Origin of the sequence: Parapedobacter defluvii (genome assembly GCF_014642075.1) — a bacterium.
Lineage (GTDB): Bacteria > Bacteroidota > Bacteroidia > Sphingobacteriales > Sphingobacteriaceae > Parapedobacter > Parapedobacter defluvii.
Map to the genome: position 1 here is coordinate 212,039 of NZ_BMIK01000002.1, position 21,662 is coordinate 233,700.

14 protein-coding genes are annotated in these 21,662 nt (G+C 49.4%); 4 read left to right on the forward strand and 10 right to left on the reverse strand.

Annotation, left to right across the window (positions count from 1 at the left end; genetic code table 11):
- Positions 1-10: 10 nt before the first annotated feature.
- A complete protein-coding gene (locus IEX60_RS04705; RefSeq protein ID WP_188747962.1) occupies positions 11-916 on the forward strand; it encodes a DMT family transporter in 906 nt (301 codons plus the stop codon).
- Here the strand turns inward: IEX60_RS04705 and IEX60_RS04710 are convergent.
- Positions 907-2,373, reverse strand: a complete 1,467-nt coding sequence (locus IEX60_RS04710) for a glutamate synthase subunit beta (protein ID WP_188747965.1) — start codon at positions 2,371-2,373, stop codon at positions 907-909. The genes IEX60_RS04705 and IEX60_RS04710 overlap by 10 nt on opposite strands.
- A 91-nt stretch (positions 2,374-2,464) precedes the next feature.
- Positions 2,465-6,979, reverse strand: a complete 4,515-nt coding sequence (gene gltB / locus IEX60_RS04715) for a glutamate synthase large subunit (protein ID WP_188747966.1) — start codon at positions 6,977-6,979, stop codon at positions 2,465-2,467.
- A gap of 656 nt (positions 6,980-7,635) precedes the next feature.
- Between gltB and IEX60_RS04720 the strand changes: the two genes are divergently transcribed.
- The 3 genes from IEX60_RS04720 to aroB are packed head-to-tail and all read left to right on the forward strand — an operon-like array spanning position 7,636 to position 9,358.
- Positions 7,636-7,845, forward strand: a complete 210-nt coding sequence (locus IEX60_RS04720) for an RNA-binding S4 domain-containing protein (RefSeq protein ID WP_188747968.1) — start codon at positions 7,636-7,638, stop codon at positions 7,843-7,845.
- Entirely contained in the window at positions 7,842-8,282 is a 441-nt protein-coding gene (locus tag IEX60_RS04725; RefSeq protein ID WP_188747970.1) for a hypothetical protein, read from the forward strand. Before IEX60_RS04720 ends, IEX60_RS04725 begins: the two co-directional genes overlap by 4 nt.
- Positions 8,283-8,287: 5 nt before the next feature.
- Entirely contained in the window at positions 8,288-9,358 is a 1,071-nt protein-coding gene (gene aroB / locus IEX60_RS04730; protein ID WP_188747972.1) for a 3-dehydroquinate synthase, read from the forward strand.
- An 8-nt stretch (positions 9,359-9,366) separates the two neighbouring features.
- Here aroB and lpxB read toward each other — a convergent pair whose 3' ends face one another.
- From lpxB to dnaE, 8 genes are all read right to left on the reverse strand, one after another.
- Positions 9,367-10,491, reverse strand: a complete 1,125-nt coding sequence (gene lpxB, locus IEX60_RS04735; RefSeq protein ID WP_188747976.1) for a lipid-A-disaccharide synthase — start codon at positions 10,489-10,491, stop codon at positions 9,367-9,369.
- A 24-nt stretch (positions 10,492-10,515) separates the two neighbouring features.
- The gene (locus IEX60_RS04740; RefSeq protein WP_188747978.1) at positions 10,516-11,724 is read right to left on the reverse strand and encodes a porin; all 1,209 of its coding nucleotides are present in this window, start codon (positions 11,722-11,724) and stop codon (positions 10,516-10,518) included.
- A 25-nt stretch (positions 11,725-11,749) separates the two neighbouring features.
- A complete protein-coding gene (locus IEX60_RS04745; RefSeq protein ID WP_188747980.1) occupies positions 11,750-12,811 on the reverse strand; it encodes an agmatine deiminase family protein in 1,062 nt (353 codons plus the stop codon).
- 63 nt (positions 12,812-12,874) lie between these two features.
- Complete coding sequence (locus IEX60_RS04750) at positions 12,875-13,744, reverse strand: carbon-nitrogen hydrolase (protein WP_188747981.1); 870 nt, start codon at positions 13,742-13,744, stop codon at positions 12,875-12,877.
- 208 nt (positions 13,745-13,952) lie between these two features.
- Positions 13,953-14,819, reverse strand: coding sequence for a hypothetical protein (locus tag IEX60_RS04755; protein ID WP_229717420.1), 867 nt, complete (start codon positions 14,817-14,819; stop codon positions 13,953-13,955).
- 88 nt (positions 14,820-14,907) lie between these two features.
- Positions 14,908-16,383: an RNA polymerase factor sigma-54 gene (gene rpoN / locus IEX60_RS04760; protein ID WP_188747983.1), complete on the reverse strand. Its 1,476-nt coding sequence runs from the start codon at positions 16,381-16,383 to the stop codon at positions 14,908-14,910.
- A gap of 181 nt (positions 16,384-16,564) precedes the next feature.
- Positions 16,565-16,882: a thioredoxin gene (gene trxA, locus IEX60_RS04765; protein ID WP_188747985.1), complete on the reverse strand. Its 318-nt coding sequence runs from the start codon at positions 16,880-16,882 to the stop codon at positions 16,565-16,567.
- A gap of 210 nt (positions 16,883-17,092) precedes the next feature.
- Entirely contained in the window at positions 17,093-21,526 is a 4,434-nt protein-coding gene (gene dnaE, locus IEX60_RS04770; RefSeq protein ID WP_188747987.1) for a DNA polymerase III subunit alpha, read from the reverse strand.
- Between the last annotated feature and the right edge of the window lie 136 nt (positions 21,527-21,662).

The window sequence follows — 21,662 nt, forward strand, 5'->3', positions numbered from 1 at the left end:
AACCTTTGCCATGGAACCTCCAACAAGCGGCCGCAATCTATTTATTTTGCATCTTACCGTAGTGGTATGGGGATTCACCGGAATACTGGGTAACCTCATTTCCATCTCAGCTGTTCATCTGGTATGGTACCGGGTGGGGATTGCTTTCGTGTCGCTGGCCCTTTATTTTGCCCTCAGGGGTCGATCTTTTGCAGTAAGTGGGCGGGACTTTGTCTCTTTCTTTTGCACAGGCGGATTGGTGGGATTGCATTGGTTGCTTTTTTTTGAGTCTATCAAGGCGTCTACGGTATCGGTTACATTGGTTTGCTTGTCATCGGTTACGCTGTTTACAGCACTGGTGGAGCCGTTGTTTTACAAGCGGCGAACTTCAAAAATGGAAGTGTTTGTCGGCTTGCTGATTATTGTTGGCATCTACCTGGTTTTTAAATTTGAAAGCCAATATATCAGGGGGATTGTTTTGGGATTGGCGGCGGCATTGGCGGCAGCCTTCTTTGGTACGATCAATTCCATGCTGATTAAGCGCAGCGGCGCTACCCTCATCAGCCTTTATGAGATGGCGGGGGCATGGCTGTTGCTTTCGTTGGTTATGCTGGCTTCGGGTGGCTTTAATGAGGAAATGAAAGCAACGGGAGCAGACTGGCTCTACCTGCTATTACTGGGTACGGTATGCACTTCGGGTGCGTATGTCGCAGCGGTATCGGTGATGAAGGAAATCAGTGCATTTCGTGTAGCGCTGGCAAGCAATATGGAGCCGATCTACGGGATCGCGCTCGCCTGGCTGTTTTTTGGTCATCAGGAAAAAATGAGCGCCGGCTTTTATGCCGGCGCTGTTATCATTCTTGGGGCGGTTTTCCTTTATCCAATCGTGAGATACCGACTGGCCAAACGGAAATCCACCGGTACGTATCAAGCGTAGTCAAACACAGCATCTTTGCTTTCAAGTTCCGAATAGCCCATCAGGTACTCGTCTACTTTGCGTGCACACTCGCGTCCTTCAGAAATAGCCCACACCACCAACGATTGGCCACGGCGCATATCGCCAGCCGCAAAAACGCGTGCGGTGGAGGTTTGGTACTCACCTTCCTTTGCCCGTACATTGCCCCGTTCGTCTAATTCCACACCCAGCTGTTGCAGAAGTCCCTCGTGCTGTGGATGCAGGAACCCCATGGCCAACAAAGCGAGTTCACAGGGAATCTCACGCTCGGAACCGGGGACTTCAGCGAATTTTACCGGACGGCCCAACTGATCGCGTTCCCATTCCAGGTCAACGATGCGCACGGCTTTGAGGTTGCCCTTGTCATCGCCGATGAACGCCTTCGTGCTGATGCTCCAATGGCGTTCGCAGCCTTCTTCATGCGATGTGGTGGTTTTAAGCAGCATGGGGTATGTAGGCCAGGGCATGGCTTCCGTACGCTGTTGGGGCGGCTGGGGCATCAGCTCAAATTGGGTCACGGACTTGGCCTTGTGGCGGTTTGAGGTACCCACGCAATCGGAGCCCGTGTCGCCCCCGCCAATGACCAGCACATGTTTTCCTGTGGCCAGAATTTCCTCCTCCTCAAAGGGTGAGTTGCCCACCCGTTTGTTTTGTTGTTTCAGAAACTCCATGGCAAAATGCACACCTTTAAGCTCCCTGCCCGGAATGTTGAGGTTACGTGGAATGGTAGATCCACCCGCAAGCACGATCGCATCGTACGCCTGCAGTTCAGCAGCCGGAACATTTTTGCCCACTTCGGCATTGCAGCGGAACACGATGCCTTCTTCTTTCATTACTTTGATCCGGCGGTCTATTACCCATTTTTCCAATTTGAAGTCCGGAATACCGTAACGGAGCAATCCTCCCGGTTTATCGTCCCGTTCGTATACGGTTACCTCGTGACCCACGCGGATCAGTTGCGCAGCTGCTGCCAACCCTGCAGGGCCACTGCCCACAACAGCCACGCGTTTTCCTGTTTTCAGGTGCGTAGGCCTTGCCTTCACATATTCCCGTTTGTAGGCGATTTCAATGATGTGCTTTTCGATTTCTTCGATTGCAACCGGCGATCGGTTAATGCCCAACACACAAGCCGATTCGCAGGGTGCGGGGCATATCCGCCCCGTAAATTCCGGAAAATTGTTGGTAGACACCAATATCCGGTATGCTTCTTCCCATTTTCCGTCGTATACCGCATCGTTAAATTCGGGAATGACATTACCCAAGGGACATCCCGAATGGCAGAAAGGTATGCCACAGTTCATGCACCGTGCGGCCTGCCTGTTGAGTTCATCGTCGCTATATGGATGTACAAATTCATTGTACGTCTTCTTCCGGTTTGCAACGGGATCCTTTTTGGGGAGCGCCCGTTCAAATTCCTTAAATCCGGTTGGTTTTCCCATCTTATTTTAGTCTTTAGACGTTAGTCGTTAGTCATTAGTCTTTGTTCCTTACTCCTTACCCTTTGCTCCCTAAGTCCTTTCTTTCTCTCCATCAAGCCTCTATTAATTTTGACCGTAATACGTTTTTGTATTCCCGCGGGAATACCTTGATGAAATAGCTTTTTTCGGTCTTCCAATTTTGGAGGATGGAGGTAGCCCGTTTGCTACCTGTGAGGTGTATGTGCCGTTTCAGCAACGCAATAATAGCCGTTTCATCTTCGGCTTCGAGCGGATCAAGATCGACCATTTCGGTATTGCAGTTGTCCCTGAATGTACCTTCCAGGTCGTATATCCACGCAATACCGCCACTCATTCCCGCAGCAAAGTTACGTCCTGTTGCACCCAGTATCAGAGCCCGTCCGCCCGTCATGTATTCACACCCATGATCGCCCACACCTTCCACCACCGCTGTGGCACCGGAGTTGCGCACGGCAAACCGCTCGCCCGCCTGTCCGCATACGAACAGGTGGCCCGAAGTAGCGCCGTACAGTGCCACATTACCGATAATGATATTTTCATGGGGTACCAGAGGGCTGTTGTGCGCCGGGTAAATGGCTAACTGCGCGCCGGACAAGCCTTTGCCCACGTAGTCGTTGGCCTCGCCTTCCAATTCGAAAGAAAGTCCCTTAGCGGCAAATGCACCAAAGCTTTGTCCGGCCGAACCCGTAAACTTATAGTTGATCGTATTGTCGGGAAGGCCTTCGCCGCCGTATATCTTAGATACTTCATTGGATAACAGGGTGCCGATGGTACGGTCCGTATTCTTTACGTTGAATGTGCCGAAAACCGGGGTTTTGCTGTCCAGCGCACTACGTGCCTGAGTTACCAGCCCCCAATCCAGGATCATATCCAATCCGTGATCCTGGTGTTCCGTTTGGTACAGTGTATCGCCCGTACGGCTGTGGGCTACGTGGAGTATGCCCGACAGATCCAGTTTGTTAACTTTCCAGTGGTCTATGTTCTCCCGTTTTTTGAGGAATTGCGCACGGCCTACCATTTCATTGATGGTACGGAAACCGAGCTCGGCCATGATTTCCCGCAATTCTTCGGCGAGGAACTTAAACAGATTGACAATATCTTCGGGCTTACCTGTAAACAGTTTACGAAGTTCGGGGTCTTGGGTAGCCACCCCAACGGGGCAGGTATTCAGATGGCATTTCCGCATCATGATGCATCCGCCAGCTACCAGAGCGGCCGTTGCCACGCCCCACTCTTCAGCGCCCAGCAAGGTTGCGATGGCAATGTCCCGTCCGGTTTTCAGCTGTCCGTCGGTTTGCAGCACCACGCGGCTGCGTAGCCCGTTTTTCACGAGGGTTTGGTGCGATTCAGCCAATCCCAACTCCCAGGGCAATCCGGCATGTTTGATTGAACTGATGGGAGATGCCCCGGTTCCACCGTCGTATCCGGCAATAAGGATCACGTCGGCATGGGCTTTTGCAACACCCGCAGCAATCGTACCTACACCGGCTTTGGATACCAGTTTCACATTGATCCGGGCGTCGCGGTTGGCATTCTTCAGGTCAAAGATCAGTTGTGCCAGGTCTTCGATGGAGTAGATGTCGTGGTGCGGGGGCGGAGAAATCAATCCCACACCCGGAGTGGAGTGCCTTACCTTGGCAATCCAATCATCCACTTTGTGTCCGGGCAGCTGTCCGCCCTCGCCGGGTTTTGCGCCCTGCGCCATCTTAATCTGCAGCTCATCGGCCTGGGTGAGGTAATGGGAAGTCACACCGAAACGGCCGGAAGCCACCTGTTTGATGGCCGAGCGCATGGAATCGCCGTTTGGCAACGGTTTGTAACGGATCTCGTCCTCACCACCCTCGCCGGTGTTACTTTTGCCGCCGATGCGGTTCATCGCAATGGCGAGGGTACTGTGTGCTTCGTGCGAGATGGACCCGAACGACATGGCACCCGTAGCGAAGCGTTTCATGATGTTTTCCGCAGGTTCCACCTCGTCAATGGGAACCGGTGTGCGGTGCCGTGCAAAGTCCAGTAATCCGCGCAGGGTATACATGCGTTCCTTTTGGTTATTGATAAGCGCACTATACTTTTTAAAGGTTTCGTAGTCGCCCGTGCGGCATGCCTGTTGAAGCAGGTGTACCGTCTGCGGGTTGAACAGGTGTGCTTCGCCTCTTCTTTTCCACTGATAGATACCTCCTTCAGGTAACAGGTCGGCGGCATTGCGCGAACTGGTGAAGCCGCGATGGTGCTTACTCAGTACCTCGCGGGCGATATCATCCAAATCCAATCCACCGATCCGGGAAACGGCACCGCAGAAATAGGTATCCACCACATTTTTGTTGATACCCAGCACCTCAAAAATCTGGGCGCCATGGTACGACTGCAGGGTGGAAATGCCCATCTTCGAGAAAATCTTGAGCAATCCGCCGCATACCGCTTTCACGTAGTTCTTGGCAAGTTGGGGCCAGGTTAGGTCAGTATCCAGTATTTTCTGCTCTTTGAGTGTACGGATGGACGCCAATGCCATATAGGGATTGATCGCTGTTGCGCCGAATGCCAGCAGGCAGGCGAAATGGTGCACTTCCCATACATCACCGCCTTCCACAACAAGACCCACTGCACCGCGGTGTCCGGTTTTGATGAGGTGGTGGTGAACGGCTGATACAGCCAACAGCGAAGGGATGGCCGCGTGCTGCGAATCAATCGCGCGGTCAGAGAGGATGATTACCTCAAATCCATCCTTCACCGCATCTTCCGCATAGCGGCACAGGCGGGCCAATCCTTCTTCCAGGGCACCCGGCTTGCCATTGGCGTTGAAATAACACTGCAGAGTTTTGGCTTGGAAAATTCCGGTGTCAATGCTACGGAGTTTTTCAAGCTCCCTGCTTGTTAATATGGGATGCTCCAGCGCTACACAGTGGCAGTGCATTTTATCTTCATCCAGAATATTCCCCGCATTGCCGATGAAGGTGGCCAAGCTCATGACCAGGCGCTCGCGGATCGGGTCAATCGGGGGGTTGGTAACCTGTGCGAAGAACTGCTTGAAATAACTTGACAGGTGCTGGGGATGATTGGAAAGTACGGCTAAGGGCACGTCTGTTCCCATGGATCCGACGGGTTCCTTTCCGTCCAGCGCCATCGGTGTAAGGATCCCTTCGATGTCTTCGCGGGAGTAGCCGAATATCTGCTGATATTTGAATACAGACTCCTTCGATAAATAGGTGAAAGTAACCCGGGGTTCGGCAAGCTCGTCCATCCGGATTTTGTATTGGTGTAACCAGTCGCTATACGGCTGTCTCGCTATCAATTCGCCTTTTACCTGTTCATCCGATAGGATTTCTCCTTTTTCCATGTCAATCAGGAAAATCTTACCCGGTTGTTGGCGGCCCTTTTTTATGATGAGGTTTTCGTCAATGGGCAGGGCGCCGGCTTCCGAAGCAACGATCACACGGTCGTCCGATGTGACGGCAAACCGGAGAGGCCGCAAGCCGTTCCGGTCGAGCATAGCACCAATGGTGGTGCCATCGGTGAAACAAAGGGCCGCAGGTCCGTCCCAAGGTTCCATCAGCGTAGCATGGTATTCATAGAATGCTTTCTTCAATGGATCCATTTGGGAGTTGCCGTCCCACGCTTCGGGAACCATCATAAGCATCACATGGGCGATGCTACGGCCGCTGTGGAGTAGCAGTTCAGCCACGTTGTCTAAACAGGCCGAATCTGACTGGTGCCCATCAACCACCGGCAGGAGAATCTGCAGTTCTTCTTCGGTAAAGTAGGGAGAAGACAGAGAGCGTAAACCCGCATAAAACCAATTGAGGTTACCCGTCAGGGTGTTGATCTCACCATTGTGGGCCAACATGCGGAATGGTTGGGCCAATTGCCACGAGGGGAACGTGTTGGTTGAAAAGCGGGAGTGGACCAACCCAAAAGCAGAGACCACCCGTTTATCCGAAAGATCGGGATAATAGGTGCCCACCTGATAAGTAGTCAACTGTCCTTTATAAACAATTACTTTACAGGACAACGATGCGATATAGAGATCTTCGGTGAGTTCCGCGGTTTCCCGTACTTTTTTAGCGATCAATCGCCTCAGTACAAATAGTTTCCGCTCAAATTCGGTGGTATCCGTCACGCCCGCGGGCCGAGAAACAAAGAACTGAACAATCTCTGGCTCCACGCTCAATGCGGTGGTACCAATCCCTTCCGGATTTACCGGGACACGCCGGAAACCCAGGAAATCCATGCCTCTTTCCTTGGTAGCCTGTTGGATAATCTCAAGGCAAATTCGGTTTGCTTCCGCATCTTTCGGTAAGAAAGCCATTCCCGTGCCGTAGTAGCCGGGCTCACTCAATTGAATACCCAGCGCGATACATTCTTCCCAAAGAAGTTCGTGCGGTAGTTGAATCATGATGCCGGCACCGTCACCGCTTTCGGGATCACAACCGCAGGCACCGCGGTGTTCCATGTTTTCGAGCATGGTCAACGCGTCCCGCACCTGTTGATGAGTTTTGTTGCCTTTGAGGTTCGCAATAAAACCTACACCACATGCATCATGCTCAAAATCAGCATGGTATAGCCCCTCCTGTTTTCTCAATCTATCAGTCATTCTGTTTAGTTAGCTAAATTCCAATTGCTAAATTAGTAAATAAAATGAAAATAATTAAATTTTTATCAAACTTTTATCATTTTTGTTGATAATTACCTATTATTTATGTTTATTATTGATAATTTGTTAATCATATACGTTTCTGATTGCGGAGATTGCAATGAATTGGTTTTTTGTCCTCGCCGGACAGGCTCGCTCAGTCGCCGCAAAGCTCGTTCTTTGGCTTGACCCAAAGAACCAAAGGTCAAGGCTTTGAAGCCTCGGTCGCAGGTTGATTGCAAAGCATACATGGCGCGTATTGCAGCCGCTTCCCCAATCCGCTTGGTTACTGCCAGTATGGTCGTTCCTGCATATGCTTTGCGGTCTGCACGTTGAAGCACTACCTTTGTAGCAAAGTATCCAAGCGACGAGGTTATTCACGCTCGTGTTTTTGTTTTCATCGGTGTTCATGAACTCACGTCGTTCGGTTTGCCAACTTTTGCGGTCAACCTGCGAAGCAAGCTTGAGGGCCATTGGAAACAAACACTTGCCGAAAAAAGTACCGAGTCCTTGTGGCGATTGAGCAAATAGCCTCTGCGGCCTGAGCAGAAGAACCCCGTCTTAGTGAACAACAGAAACCTATACGGGGTTACAAAAACTTCCTGTACATTTGCGCCATGATTACGTATCGGATCAAGGGAGAATACATTACATTGATTCAATTGCTTAAGGCTCTCAATTGGGTGGAAAATGGAGGAGAGGCGCAAGCAGTTGTGTCGGCGGGATTGGTGCGTTACAATGGAAACGTCGATCACCGAAAACGTCTGAAAGTAAAGCCGGAAGACATAGTTGAGTTCAATGGAAAACAAGTCAATATACAGAAATGAATCGTGAATCAATGAAAAACGGGTTGATTGCTTTATTGCTTGTATCCCTATGTGCCTGCACGGGAAATAAGAAGAAAGGAGACAGGCCGTATATCCTGGCCATTACGGTAGAGACCTTTGCAAAAAAAGGGACCGATGCCGTCGTCGAGAAACTGGAAACCGATACAGTGACGGTACCTACGCCTTTGGCGGCCTATTCCAAAGGCATCCAAAAATATGCAGCGGTATTGATGCATACCGAGCAGTTCCCCGATTCGATAAAAGGTGTAAGTGGGTTGAAAATCATGGATGAGACGGGCAGTGACGTAGTACCTTCCATTCCACAGGATCAACGGGACAGCGTCATCATGAATTTTATCCAATTCGCGCGGCGTTCCAACATTCCATATTACGATCGGGTAAAAGATTTTGAATTGAAATTGATGAAAGCAAGATAACCAGGATGAGTGACCACACAATAACCAGCATAGGCTATGACGTCGTTTTTGATGATTCGTTGGCCGAGTTGAATAGATTTATCCAACGGGGTAATTACTCCCGGATATTGATACTGACCGACCGAAATACCTGTATACATTGCCTGCCGGTGTTACAGGCAGCGTTACCCGAATTCGACGGATACGATGTCATTGAGGTAGATCCGGGCGAAGAAAATAAGAACATTGATTTCTGTGTAGGTATCTGGAAAATGATGCTCGACTTCGGTGCAGACCGCCAGAGTCTGATGATCAATCTTGGCGGTGGGGTGGTTACGGATATGGGCGGATTTACGGCATCTACGTTCAAACGGGGGATTGATTTTATCCAGGTTCCTACCACGTTATTATCGCAGGTAGACGCCTCTGTGGGTGGCAAGACCGGGGTTGATATGGATAATGTGAAAAACATCATCGGCACATTCGCACAGCCAAAAGCGGTATTCATTGCGTCTACATTCCTGCAAACACTGGATAGGAGGCAGCTGGTTTCGGGTTTTGCAGAGGTCATCAAACACGGTCTGATTGCCGACCGTGCATTTTATGAAAAGGTCAAAGGATTGGATGTTGAAACCGTGTCCCTTGAACACATCCAGCATTCGGTAGCCATCAAAAACAGCGTTGTGACCCAGGATCCCCTGGAAAAGGGAATCCGAAAGATACTGAACTTTGGTCATACCATCGGTCATGCACTGGAAGGCCATTCCTTGGCAAACGATCGTAATCCGTTGTTGCATGGCGAGGCCATTGCAGCGGGAATGATTTGTGAGGCATACCTGGCGCATCGAATAAACGGGCTTTCTGAAGATGCGCTTGAAGACGTTATCCGGACGTTCCGCGTGCATTTTCCCGATTATACCTTTAGTCCCGATATTTACGACGGGTTATTGGCGCTCATGAAAAATGACAAAAAGAATGCGGGAAATCAGATCGGCTTCGCCTTACTCAGTTCCATAGGGCAATGTAGCATCGACGTGTTTGTGGAAGAAGAATTGATTCGGGAAAGTCTCGACTTTTACCGGAAGCTGATCGCATAGCATTCCAATCAATCCTCGGTCTGTCTACCCAGAAAGTTGGTTATCAGCTGGGCCGTGCGTCCGGATGCACCCGGTTCCCCCATTTTTTGATGGAGAGTGGTGTAATCTGCAAATACCTGTTCTCGATACGCTTTTTTATTCAATAGGCGATCGAGTTCGGCCGCAATTTCCTCCGTCGTGCATTCTTTTTGGATCAGTTCCCTGACGGCGGGCTTATCCAGAATAAGGTTTACCAGCGAGATGTATTTGACCTGGATGACCATCCGGCCAATGGCAATGGACAAGGGATTGGCTTTATAGACCACCACCTGGGGAACGTTTAGCAGCGCGGTTTCCAGCGTTGCTGTGCCGCTGGCCACCACAGCAGCCTCTGCGTGCTTCAGCAGGTCGTAAGTCGCATTGAACACCACGGGTAGGTCGGCTTCGCCCATGTACTGTTTATAGTAGGATTCATCGAAGTTGGGAGCACCGGCAATTACGCAATGGTGGGCAGGAAACCGGAAAGCCAGGTCACTCATCAGGGGAAGCAGTTTGCTGATTTCCATGTGGCGGCTACCGGGGAGTAATGCAATGATGGGCTTTCCCGAGAGGTGGTTTTCCTGGATAAATAAGGGATTGTCTGTATGACCCGCTATCGCATCCAGGAGTGGATTTCCCACATAGTCGACTTCCATGCCCCATTTATGGTAAAATTCAACCTCAAAGGGCAGGATACAGAACAGCCGGTCTACCACCCGTTTGATTTTTAAGACACGCCGTTGATTCCATGCCCATACTTTCGGAGAAATGTAGTAACATACCTTCATGCCGATTTTTTTGGCATAGGAGGCGATTTTTAGATTGAAGCCGGGAAAATCAATCAGGATCAATGTATCGGGGGCATAGGCAGCGATGTCTGCTTTTACAATCCGTAGATTTCTGGCGATGGTTCTAAGATTGGCAAGCACTTCCACAAACCCCATAAAAGCCATTTGCGCAATGTGGATGGCCGCGGTCTCGCCCGCAGCCTGCTGCATCCGGTCGCCGCCGACGATCCGGAATTCCGCCTCAGTATCTAGTCTTTTCAGCGCATGGATGAGGTTGGCGCCGTGTAGGTCGCCCGATGTTTCTCCAGCTATGACGTAGTATTTCATTTTTTCGGCTATCAGCTGTCGGAATTATATCCCTAACTCAATCTGGAAAGTAGCTCCCCAATTGTTTCCATCGTAGCCCGTCTGATAGACACCGTCTTTGGTTTGGTAATGGGTATTCAGCTGCAATTTGAGACGGTGGGCGCGGAAATATTTGGTTAACCCCAATTCTACGATTTCCGTTTGTCGTTCGAATGCGCGGATATCTTGATGGGGTTTGATCCAGGTATACCGGCCTGCGAGCTCGTAACCGGAGTCCTTATTCAATACATAAGAGAGCTGCTGGTTTACACCCTGACCTTTAAATGTGTAGGCCACTTCCCCTTCTTTGTCTGTGCTGAATGGGTTATCCGCTCCCCGTTTCATGTATTCGATTTGGTATGCCCAACCCCGGTATTTGAAGATTGCATCGTAGAAAGAAGTTTTCAGCGTAAGCGGTGCAGTAAGATATTTTCCAGTTTGGCCGCCTGAACGTGTTGTCCGGTCGTTGAAGCTATAGCCCCCGCCAAAGGCCACCTTGGGTGTTTCCTCATATTCAAGATCGCCTTCGTAGTAATCGCCTTCGTTGGTGAATTCACCCAGGGGTAGAAATTCCGCCCGTCCGGTATACGCCAATCCGTCGTCGGTAACATTGGCTACACGCCCCTCCCCGGTACTGATGGCGGCCTTGAAATGAAGGGGCACATCGCCGATCTTAGGTGAATAATAGGCTTTTATACCGAAATCGCGGTCGATGTTAAAAGTTGCATTGACCAACGAACGTTCGGCAAATTGCAACTCACCCGAAGAATTTACACGCTGGCGGTTTCCGGGTAGCTTATTCTGTCCGAAGGCAACGTAGAAGTTATCCGTAAAATTATAAAAAATCACGGCGTCGCGCACGATATTCGGTACATCGGTATCGTCGTAATCCTGATCACCGCGCGTAAAACCGAGCTGTATACTGTAGGATAATTTGGGTGTGTAAATGTAGCCATCCATACGCAGTCTCAACCTTCTGATCCTTGCCTCAAAAGATTCGGCACCGAAGTCATTTCCGCTGAGTGATGTATATTTTAAGCGGCTCTGCATTCGGAACCTGAAATTGATGTAGAAAGTCGAATCGTCGCCGGTATATTGGATACCCTTGAAATTTTCAATGGTCGGGCGTTCGTCACGTTGCCGCTGGCCGAATAATACAGTTGGAGACAAAAGGCTAATATAGGTTATAAATAATGTCAGCAGCCGATAATTCATGTTCTTGGTTATTGATTTATAAATTTTAGGGTAAATGGATGACGTCTGGTTCTTGTTGACTTAAGCAGTGCCAGCTACCAAGCCCCCATATGATATCTGTACTATCTATTCCTATCACCCTGCGGTCGGGAAAGCAGGATGCGAGGATATCCAGTGCACGCTGATCGTTCAGCTCATCGCGGTATGTAGGCACAACGACGGCCGCATTCGCAATATAGAAGTTTGCATACGAGGCCGGAAGCCGTTGTCCATCGTATATGACGGGAGCTGGCATGGGCAATTCGATGATATTAAGTTGCCTGCCGTCCGTCAATCGCATCTTTCGGAGCAATTTCAGATTGTCCTGCAAAATTGCATAGTTTTCGTCGGCTCGGTTTGTTTCAACTACGGTGACCACCGTATCCTCGTTTACGAAACGCGTGATGTCATCGATGTGACCATCGGTATCGTCTCCTACAATGCCGTCGCCCAACCAAAGAATCTGTGACACACCATAGTAGTCAAAAAGATAGGCTTCAATTTCGTTTCGATTCAAATGCGGATTGCGGTTTTTGTTGAGCAGGCACGCCGTGGTGGTGAGTACTGTGCCCTTTCCATTGAAATCTACAGAACCGCCTTCCATCACAATGCCCGGGTATACGACGGGAAGATTCAGCGCATTTGCCACCAAAGAGGGGATGACATCATCCTGTTCGTAAGGCGGATATTTATTTCCCCATGCATTGTACCCCCAATCCACAACCAGCTTTTGTATATCGGCGCCGGGATTGACGAGAAACGCAGGACCGTGGTCACGGCACCAGGCATCATCTGTCGGATGGTGGTAAAATTCAATTTTGGAGAGATCAACACCGGCTTCCGTGAGGTGATTGGTAGCTGCCGCCTGCATAGCTGCATCGGCCACGTTAATACATACTTGCTCTCCGGTAGATACCTCCTCAATAAATTGGCAGTAAGGTCGGTATACTTCATCGATCTTGCCAGGCCAACTAGCCTCTTTATGCGGCCAGCTCAACCAGGTAGCCCGGTGCGGATGCCATTCTGCGGGAAAATAATAACCTAACGCTTTGGGTGTTGGAGAAGTCATTTTAAACAAAGAAATGTACTGTTTTGGGAAAAAACTGGGAAAGTCTGAAGTGACGGTTCCAATTTAATCTATAAACCGCTTGGTGATCGGTTTATAGCTGTCAATCCGCCTGTCACGCAGGAAGGGCCAGTGTTTCCGGAAATAGTCGGATTGGGATAAATCCACTTCGGTAACTTCGGTTTCTTCCGCATCGTGAGATGCTAAGTACAATAACCGCCCTTGGCCGTTGGTGACAAAGCTTCCACCCCAGAATTTCATCGCACCATTCTGTTCAAATCCGACACGGTTTACACTGACCACAGGCAGCCCATTGGCTACCGAATGGCTCCGTTGAATGGTCTGCCAAGCGTTGTATTGATCTTGATTGGTCTCTTCGTCCTGATCCGTAGCCCAACCGATTGCAGTGGGGAAGAATAAAATCTCTGCCCCCATTAAGGCGGTGATCCGCGCAGCCTCCGGATACCATTGATCCCAGCAAATCAGTACACCAATGGTGGCATACCGTGTTTTGAAAACCTTATACCCCAGATCCCCCGGTGTAAAGTAGAACTTTTCGTAATATGCCGGATCATCGGGAATGTGCATCTTGCGGTATTTTCCAAGATAGGCGCCGTCTGCATCGATGACCGCCGTGGTATTATGATACAGACCCTGAGTGCGTTTTTCAAACAAGGAAGCAATGACGACCACGCCCAGTTCGGCGGCGAGGGCCTGCAAAGTCTCCGTAGCCGGGCCCGGAATGGGCTCCGCCAGTTCAAAATTGTCGTAATCTTCCACATCGCAAAAATAAAGCGACGTAAACAATTCCTGAAGGCAGATGATTTGTGCCCCTTTAGAGGCGGCCACACGGATCTGGTCACCCGCTTTAGCTAAGTTGGTAGCCTTGTCCGCTTCGCAACTCATTTGTACCGTCCCGATTTTCACCTTGGTCATGATGCTATCCTATTATTGAGGCGCAAAGATACGAAAAGCGTATGGAACACGGATGACGTGGATCAAACAGATTGACACGGGTTTTTTCTTTACGTCACAGATTCCACAGATTGACACGAATTATCCGTGCTTTTCGTGCCATCCGTGGCTAATGATCACATGGATTCTTAGCGTAATAAATCATCAGCGTCATCCGCATTCTATTAAGTCAATATTTCAGTTCGTACGCGGCGACTTCGTTCTTCAGGAAGGTAGGCACAATAACCAGGTTTTTATCCGCTACGAAGCCAATATCCGCCGTGTTGGATTTTTCAGCCTGGGTATCCAGAATGACCGTCGTTTCGCCTCCACGGATGAAAAAGATCTCTCCATGCCACCGACTGGCCACGAAGGTGCTGTCGTTCAGTATTACCAATCCATCACCGCCGGTTACTTCTGTATTGATCGTTTCCTGGGTGTAACTTCCATCGTTACTGAATTTTTTCAGGCCCTCACCGTCCAGCGCATACAAATGACCATCGTGGCATTCCAGTCCGTTTACATTTGGATTTGTCGTCGAAATGGCCGTATAGTTGCCATCTGTCGCCATGCTGTAAATTTTTCCTGCCCGGCTATCTGAAAAATAAAGCTGCTGGCCATCGGTGGCAAGGTCGTTCAGGAAGAGGGCACTATCAATAGCCACGGTCTTTTCAATTGCCGCTGATGCAACATCAATGATTTTTACTTCATCAATGTCTGTCACATATAGCTTTCCATTGAGTAGCGCCATACCCTTTGGTGCGTGAAGGTTTCCTTCTACCCATTTTAAATCCCGGACGGTACCATCCGTATTGAGGATGGAAATAAACCCATCGTTGTCTTTTTCTCCGGCCTTGGTGTTGCCGTTGGAAACATAAATGACACCAGCCGCGGGGTCGTATAGTGTCGATTCCGAACCGGTAAATGAGGTGTCTGTTTTCCAGGAAAGTGTCAGTTCCGGAGCCGCGGGTGTTTCGGCAGAGTCTTTGTTTTGTTGGGTGCCGGTGCACCCCAGTAACGTGGATGCAATGGCTGCAGTAAGAAATAACTTGTTCATTCTATTTAGGATTTAATTAATAATGCCGATTATTTACCACTACCGACTACCGTTCACTGACCACTGATCATCCTTCTCTGACCACCACCTACAGCTGCTTACGGAGCCTTGCAACGGGTATACCCATGGCTTCCCGGTATTTGGCCACTGTGCGACGGGCGATCGTATATCCTTTTTCCTTCAATATTTCCGTTAACTTTTCGTCTGCCAGGGGTTTCCGTTTATTCTCTGTCGATATACATTCTTCCAGTATTTTCTTTACCTCTTTATTGGATACTTCTTCGCCAGTGTCCGTTTGGATTGCTTCCGAAAAAAACGATTTCAGCAGAAACGTTCCAAATTCGGTTTGTACATACTTGGAATTGGCCACGCGGGAAACCGTTGAGATATCCATGTCAATACGGTCAGCGATATCCTTCAGGATCATCGGTTTCAACTTGCGCTCATCTGCTGTCAGGAAATACTCATATTGGTAATTCATGATGGCATTCATAGTTTTAAGCAACGTTTGCTGCCGTTGTTTGATGGCATCGATGAACCATTTTGCCGAATCGAGCTTTTGCTTGACAAACTGTACCGCCTCCTTCATCTTTTTGTCCTTTTGCGCCGCCTTGTCGTAGTGGTCAAACATTTCCTGATAGGACCGGCTTACACGCAGCTCTGGTGCGTTGCGTGCATTCAGGGTAAGGTGCAGGACCCCGTCGTTGTTGGTGATGTGAAAATCGGGAATGATGTGCAGTTGTTTCCCCGCTACAGCGCCCGAATCACCGGGTTTGGGGTTAAGTTTCAGAATCTCATTAACGATTTCTTTCAGCTCATCAGAATTGATGTTGAGTGAGCGTTCCAGCTTGTCGTAGTGCTTCTTGGTAAATTCTTCAAGGTGATCTTCCACCACGGCCATCGCCTTTTTGATGATCGGATTATCCTGATCTTTTTTGCGAAGCTGAATGAGCAGACATTCCTGAAGATTGCGGGCACCAATGCCTGCCGGGTCAAATTCCTGGATGACTTTCAGCATATCTTCCATCTCCTGCTCTTCAGCAATGATGTTTTGAGAAAATGCCAGGTCGTCAATGAGCGAAGAGATAGGACGCCTCAGGTAACCATCGTCATCCAGGCTGCCAATGATCTGCTGACCGATCAGGAAATCCCTGTCGGATAATGCCAGCAGATCCAATTGTTGCTGGAGGTTTTCGAAAAACGAGTTTTGGATGGCGATAGGAATTTCCTTGCGGTCGTCTTCGTCATCACCGTTGCTGTTTTGGCCCCCGCCATAATCGTTTATGTCGTCGGCCTGCAGGTAGTCATCTACATTGAACTCGTCGAGCTCTGTTGATTGATCGTCCTCTCCAAAGCTATCTTCATCGGGGTCCTTATCGGGATATTCTTCGGCCGGCTCGTTCATATTGGCCAGACTGATGTCTTCCAAAGCTGGATTTTCTTCCAGTTCTTCCTTGATACGGGTATCCAAAGAAACAGTAGGCACCTGCAGCAGTTTGATGAACTGGATCTGCTGGGGTGATAATTTTTGTAATAACTTCTGTTGTAAAGTCTGTTTTAGCATAAATCAAATCACTTCACAAACATACAGAAAATACCCGAAATCTGCATGCGCTATGCTTGAAGCGCCTTTGGCCTCTTTGGATGAACGTTATACAAGGGCTTTTCTGGCATGAACCCCACCCCAAACAACATGGCCCACTATATGAATACAGCGGGCCATGTCACGCGATTTGTACGGTTTTTTATAGTTGTTTGACCAATTTATCTGCCAATACAGATTTGGGTACCGCTCCGATTTGTTTGTCCACAATCTGACCATCCTTGAAAAAGAGCAGGGCAGGGATATTACGGATACCGTATTTTACCGATATATCCGGATTATGGTCTACATTGACCTTGCCTACGACTGCCTTTCCATCGTACTCTTTTGCCAATTCTTCGACGATGGGGCCTACCATGCGGCAAGGACCGCACCATTCAGCCCAAAAATCGACCAATACAGGTTTGTCTGATTGTAATACAACTTCATCAAAGTTGCTGTCTGTGATTTCTAATGCCATGATGTTAGTTAGTTGCGCTGTCAGCTACCAGTCTGTTGTCTGCCGGCTACCCAGCTTATTTTTACTTTAATTGTTTACACGTTTTGTTTTTTGCTATCAGCCTCTGATCTCCGATCACTGACCACCAATCACCGATCACCCATCCCCCATCACTGTTGCAAAGATAGTTATCAAAATTATTGCCAACGCATACCTACCGACAATCTGACATTAATTTAACTTGTAATTGACTCCATTCAGCTCCATAAGTGCTTCTATAAAGTCATTACTTGGGCTGATTTTCAGGCCTTTGGATGGCATTTCTACGCTGATTTCCGATTCAAAATCTCGGACTGCAAATTTCAGTTGGCAGGTTGTGTTTTCGTGTTGTTCGATATTCGTATGCACGAGGTGCTGGATACGGTTTACAAAACTATCATTCAATTCATGCAGGGGCACCTGTATGGTCAGGCATTTAGCCAGCTTATCGCGTAGATCTGAAAGCAGCTGCATACTTTTGACCTCAAACCCCCAATTTCCCGGTTGTCGGAAGCGCTCTTGAATGATGCCTTTCACTTGGATAAAGTATCCTTCGTTGAGGTAACCCTTCATTTTTACATAGTCTTCTCCGAATAAGGCAATCTCATACGAATCTGAATAGTCTTCGAAAACCATCACGCCAAACGGTTTGCCGTTTTTGGTAATGCGGTGGCTTGCCGTTGTGACCATGCCGCCGATGGTCAGTTCCCGATTTTTGATTTTGTTGAATTCCATGCGGAGCTCCTCGTCGACTTCCAGCTCTTTCATCTTATCGATCAATGCAAGCAACCGCACCGGGTGCTGACAAAAGTGGCTGATTTCGAAGCGGTAATTATCCAGCGGATGACTTGTCAAATAGATGCCGATGACATCCTTTTCGTATTTCAGTTTCTCAATCAGCCCCCATTCAGGGCAGAAGGGGAGAGCCGGCTCCGGAATTTCTATGCTACTGCCGCCACCGAAGAGACTCACCTGTGCCGAATTTTCGTTTTCCTTGTATTTAGCTCCGTATTTTAACGCTTTTTCGAGCGTTGTACCACCGCCATCGCTATCCGCGTGGAAATACTGGGCACGGTGTGTGCCTGCGAAGCAGTCGAATCCGCCCGCATAGGCCAAACTTTCAAATGCTTTTTTATTGGCAGCCCGCAGGTCAATACGCCGTGCGAGGTCAAAAATGGATTTGTAAGGACTTTCTTTCCGGCTTTGTACGATGGTTTCTACGGCACCTGCGCCCACCCCCTTCACAGCGCCCATGCCAAAACGGATGGCTCCTTTGTCGTTTACCGTAAACTTATAGTAAGATTCATTGACGTCAGGCCCCAGTACCTGCAAGCCCATGCGCTTGCATTCCTCCATGAAAAAAGTCACCTGTTTGATGTCATTCATGTTGTTGGAGAGCACGGCGGCCATGTATTCCGCAGGGTAGTGTGCTTTCAGGTACGCCGTTTGGTAAGCCACCCAGGCATAACAGGTGGAGTGCGATTTATTGAATGCATAACTGGCAAACGCTTCCCAGTCTTTCCATATTTTCTCCAAGACTTTTGGCGGGTGTCCATTGGCCGCAGCCTGGTCGATGAATTTGGTCTTCATCTTGTCCAGTACATCGCGCTGCTTCTTACCCATGGCTTTCCGCAAAACATCGGCTTCGCCTTTCGTGAAATTAGCCAGTTTCTGGGAGAGAAGCATCACCTGCTCCTGGTATACCGAAATACCATAGGTCTCCTTCAGGTATTCTTCACATGCATCGAGATCATAGGTAATGGGTTCCAAACCGTGTTTGCGGCGGATGAAACTGGGAATGTATTCCATGGGCCCCGGTCGGTACAAAGCGTTCATCGCAATCAGGTCGCCGAATACCGTTGGTTTCAGCTCTTTCATGTATTTCTGCATGCCGGGCGACTCATACTGGAAGATACCGACGGTTTCACCGCGTTGGAAAAGCTCATAGGTCAGCGCGTCATCAATCGGAAATTCGTCCGGATTCAGGTCAATATCATGACGTTGTTTGACGATGCTCACGGTGTCTTTAATCAGCGTGAGTGTTTTAAGACCGAGAAAGTCCATCTTGAGCAGTCCGGCGCTTTCCACCACGGAGTTGTCAAATTGGGTGACATACAACTCGGAGTCCTTTGCGGTGGCCACCGGCACAAAGTTGGTGATGTCATCCGGTGTGATGATGACGCCACAGGCGTGGATGCCGGTATTGCGGAGCGAGCCTTCGAGTACCTGTGCCTGTTTGATGGTTTCAGCTTCCAGGCCGGTGCCCTGGGCCATGGATACCAATTGCTGCACATTTTCCAGCTCTTCGGAGCGCAGGGCACTCTTGAGTGCCTGCGCATCCATGTTGAAAATCTTGTTGAGTTTTAGGTTGGGTATGAGTTTGGCAATCTTATCGGCCTCGAACAAGGGAAGATCCAACACGCGGGCCGTATCCCGGATGGATGATTTGGCTGCCATCGTACCATACGTGATGATCTGGGCCACCTGATTGGCGCCATATTTATTAATAACGTATTCCATAACGCGGCCGCGGCCTTCGTCGTCGAAGTCGATATCAATATCGGGCATGGATATCCGGTCGGGGTTAAGAAACCGTTCGAACAGCAAGTCGTAGGCAATGGGGTCAATGTTGGTGATGCCGAGGCAATAAGCAACGGCCGACCCCGCCGCTGATCCACGACCCGGCCCGACAGATACCCCCATATTGCGTGCGGCCGCAATGAAATCCTGTACGATAAGGAAGTAACCGGGGTATCCGGTCCGTTCGATGGTCGCCAATTCAAAATCCAGCCGTTCGCGGATCTCATCGGTAATCTCGGCGTACCGCTTTTTTGCCCCTTCATAGGTGAGATGCCGCAGGTACTTGTTTTCGCCCCGTTTGCCTCCGTCGTCTTTGTCTTCCGCCACCTGGAATTCTTCCGGTATTTCAAATTTGGGTAGCAATACATCGCGGTACAGCGAATAGGGTTCGATCTTATCGACGATTTCCTGGATATTCAGGATGGCATCGGGTAGGTCGGCAAACCCCTTTTTCATTTCTTCGCCCGACTTGAAATAGTATTCATCGTTGGGCAGCCCAAAGCGGAAACCTCGCCCGCGCCCCTTAGGCGTAGTAAGTTTCTCGCCATCCTTTACACAGAGTAGGATGTCGTGTGCATGAGCGTCCGCTTTATTTATATAATAGGTGTTATTGGTAGCGACCACTTTCACGTCGTGTTTTTCCGCCAGGGCGATGAGGCTTTGGTTTACGCGGTCTTCATCTTCCTGTCCGTGCCGCATGAGCTCAATGTAAAAATCTGGCCCAAAAGTATCCTTCCACCATAGCAACGCTTCCTCGGCTTGGTTTTCACCCATGTTGAGAAGCTTATTGGGGATTTCGCCGTATAGGTTGCCCGAGAGTACGATGACATCTTCCCTGTATCGTTCAACAACGGAGCGGTCGATGCGCGGTACGTAATAGAAGCCTTTCGTGTAGGCGATGGACGACATTTTGGCCAGGTTGTGGTACCCGTTTTTGTTTTTGGCCAGAAAGACCACCTGGTAGCCGTTGTCTTTGCGTGATTTATCGGTATGGTTGTCGCAGATGTAAAACTCACAACCCACGATCGGCTTGATGACCACTTCCGTTGGACTTTCGCCTTTTTCAACAGCAGCTTTGTTTTTAGCCTCTGCGGCCTTGTTATGGTTCAGTACATTGCTCACAAAGTGAAAGGCCCCCATCATGTTGCCGTGGTCGGTAATCGCCACCGCAGGCATCTTGTGAGCCGCCGCCGCCTTCACCAGGTCGCCCACGGATATGGTCGACTGGAGCACGGAGAATTGCGTATGGTTATGCAGGTGTACGAAGTCAACCTTCGCCATGTCGCGCCTATTCGCTTCGAGATCCTGCGTAGGTATCGCTGCCTGTTGCTGATCTTGCAGGCGTCTTCGTATTTCATCCGAGGCTGCTTTCAGGTTGATGTGTGTCAACCCAACAGGCTGGATGGGTTGCGGATTGCATTGGCGGAATTCTACGAAGTATCCCGTATCCGCCTGCAATTCGTTGGGAGTGAATACTTCCCGCTTAATGAGCTCAAGAAAACAACGCGTGGTTGCTTCAACGTCGGCAGTCGCATTATGCGCCTCAGCAAAGGGGATTCCGAAAAGGTATTGATGCAGTTCGGTGAGATTGGGCAATTTGTATTTGCCGCCACGTCCGCCGGGAAGCTGGAGTAACTCAGCCGTAACCTCGGTACAGGTATCCAGCACGGGTAATTGTGCCAATGGGGTAGCCACGCCATATCGGTGAAACTCACATCCCATGATGTTGATATCAAACCCAATGTTCTGCCCCACTACGAATTTTGCCTGGGTCAATGCTGCATTGAATTTTTCAAGAACGCCTACCAAGGGAATTCCCTGCTCCATCGCCAGCTCTGTGGATATGCCGTGGATGCGCTCCGCATCAAAAGGGATATTGAACCCATCCGGTTTGATCAGGTAGTCCTGATGTTCGATCAGGTTGCCCATCGAATCATGCAGTTGCCAGGCAATCTGTATGCATCGCGGCCAGTTATCTGTATCGGAAATGGGGGCATCCCATCGCTTGGGAAGACCGGTTGTTTCGGTGTCAAAAATCAAATACATCGCTTGCTTCAAAAATTACTGGGGAAGTAATTAAACCCAAACAAACTTACGGATTTTTGCAAGCAAAGCCTAACGATGTGGTAAACTTGAGGAGCGCGCGATGTCAATTAATTGGATTGATATGAGTTAGGTTTTC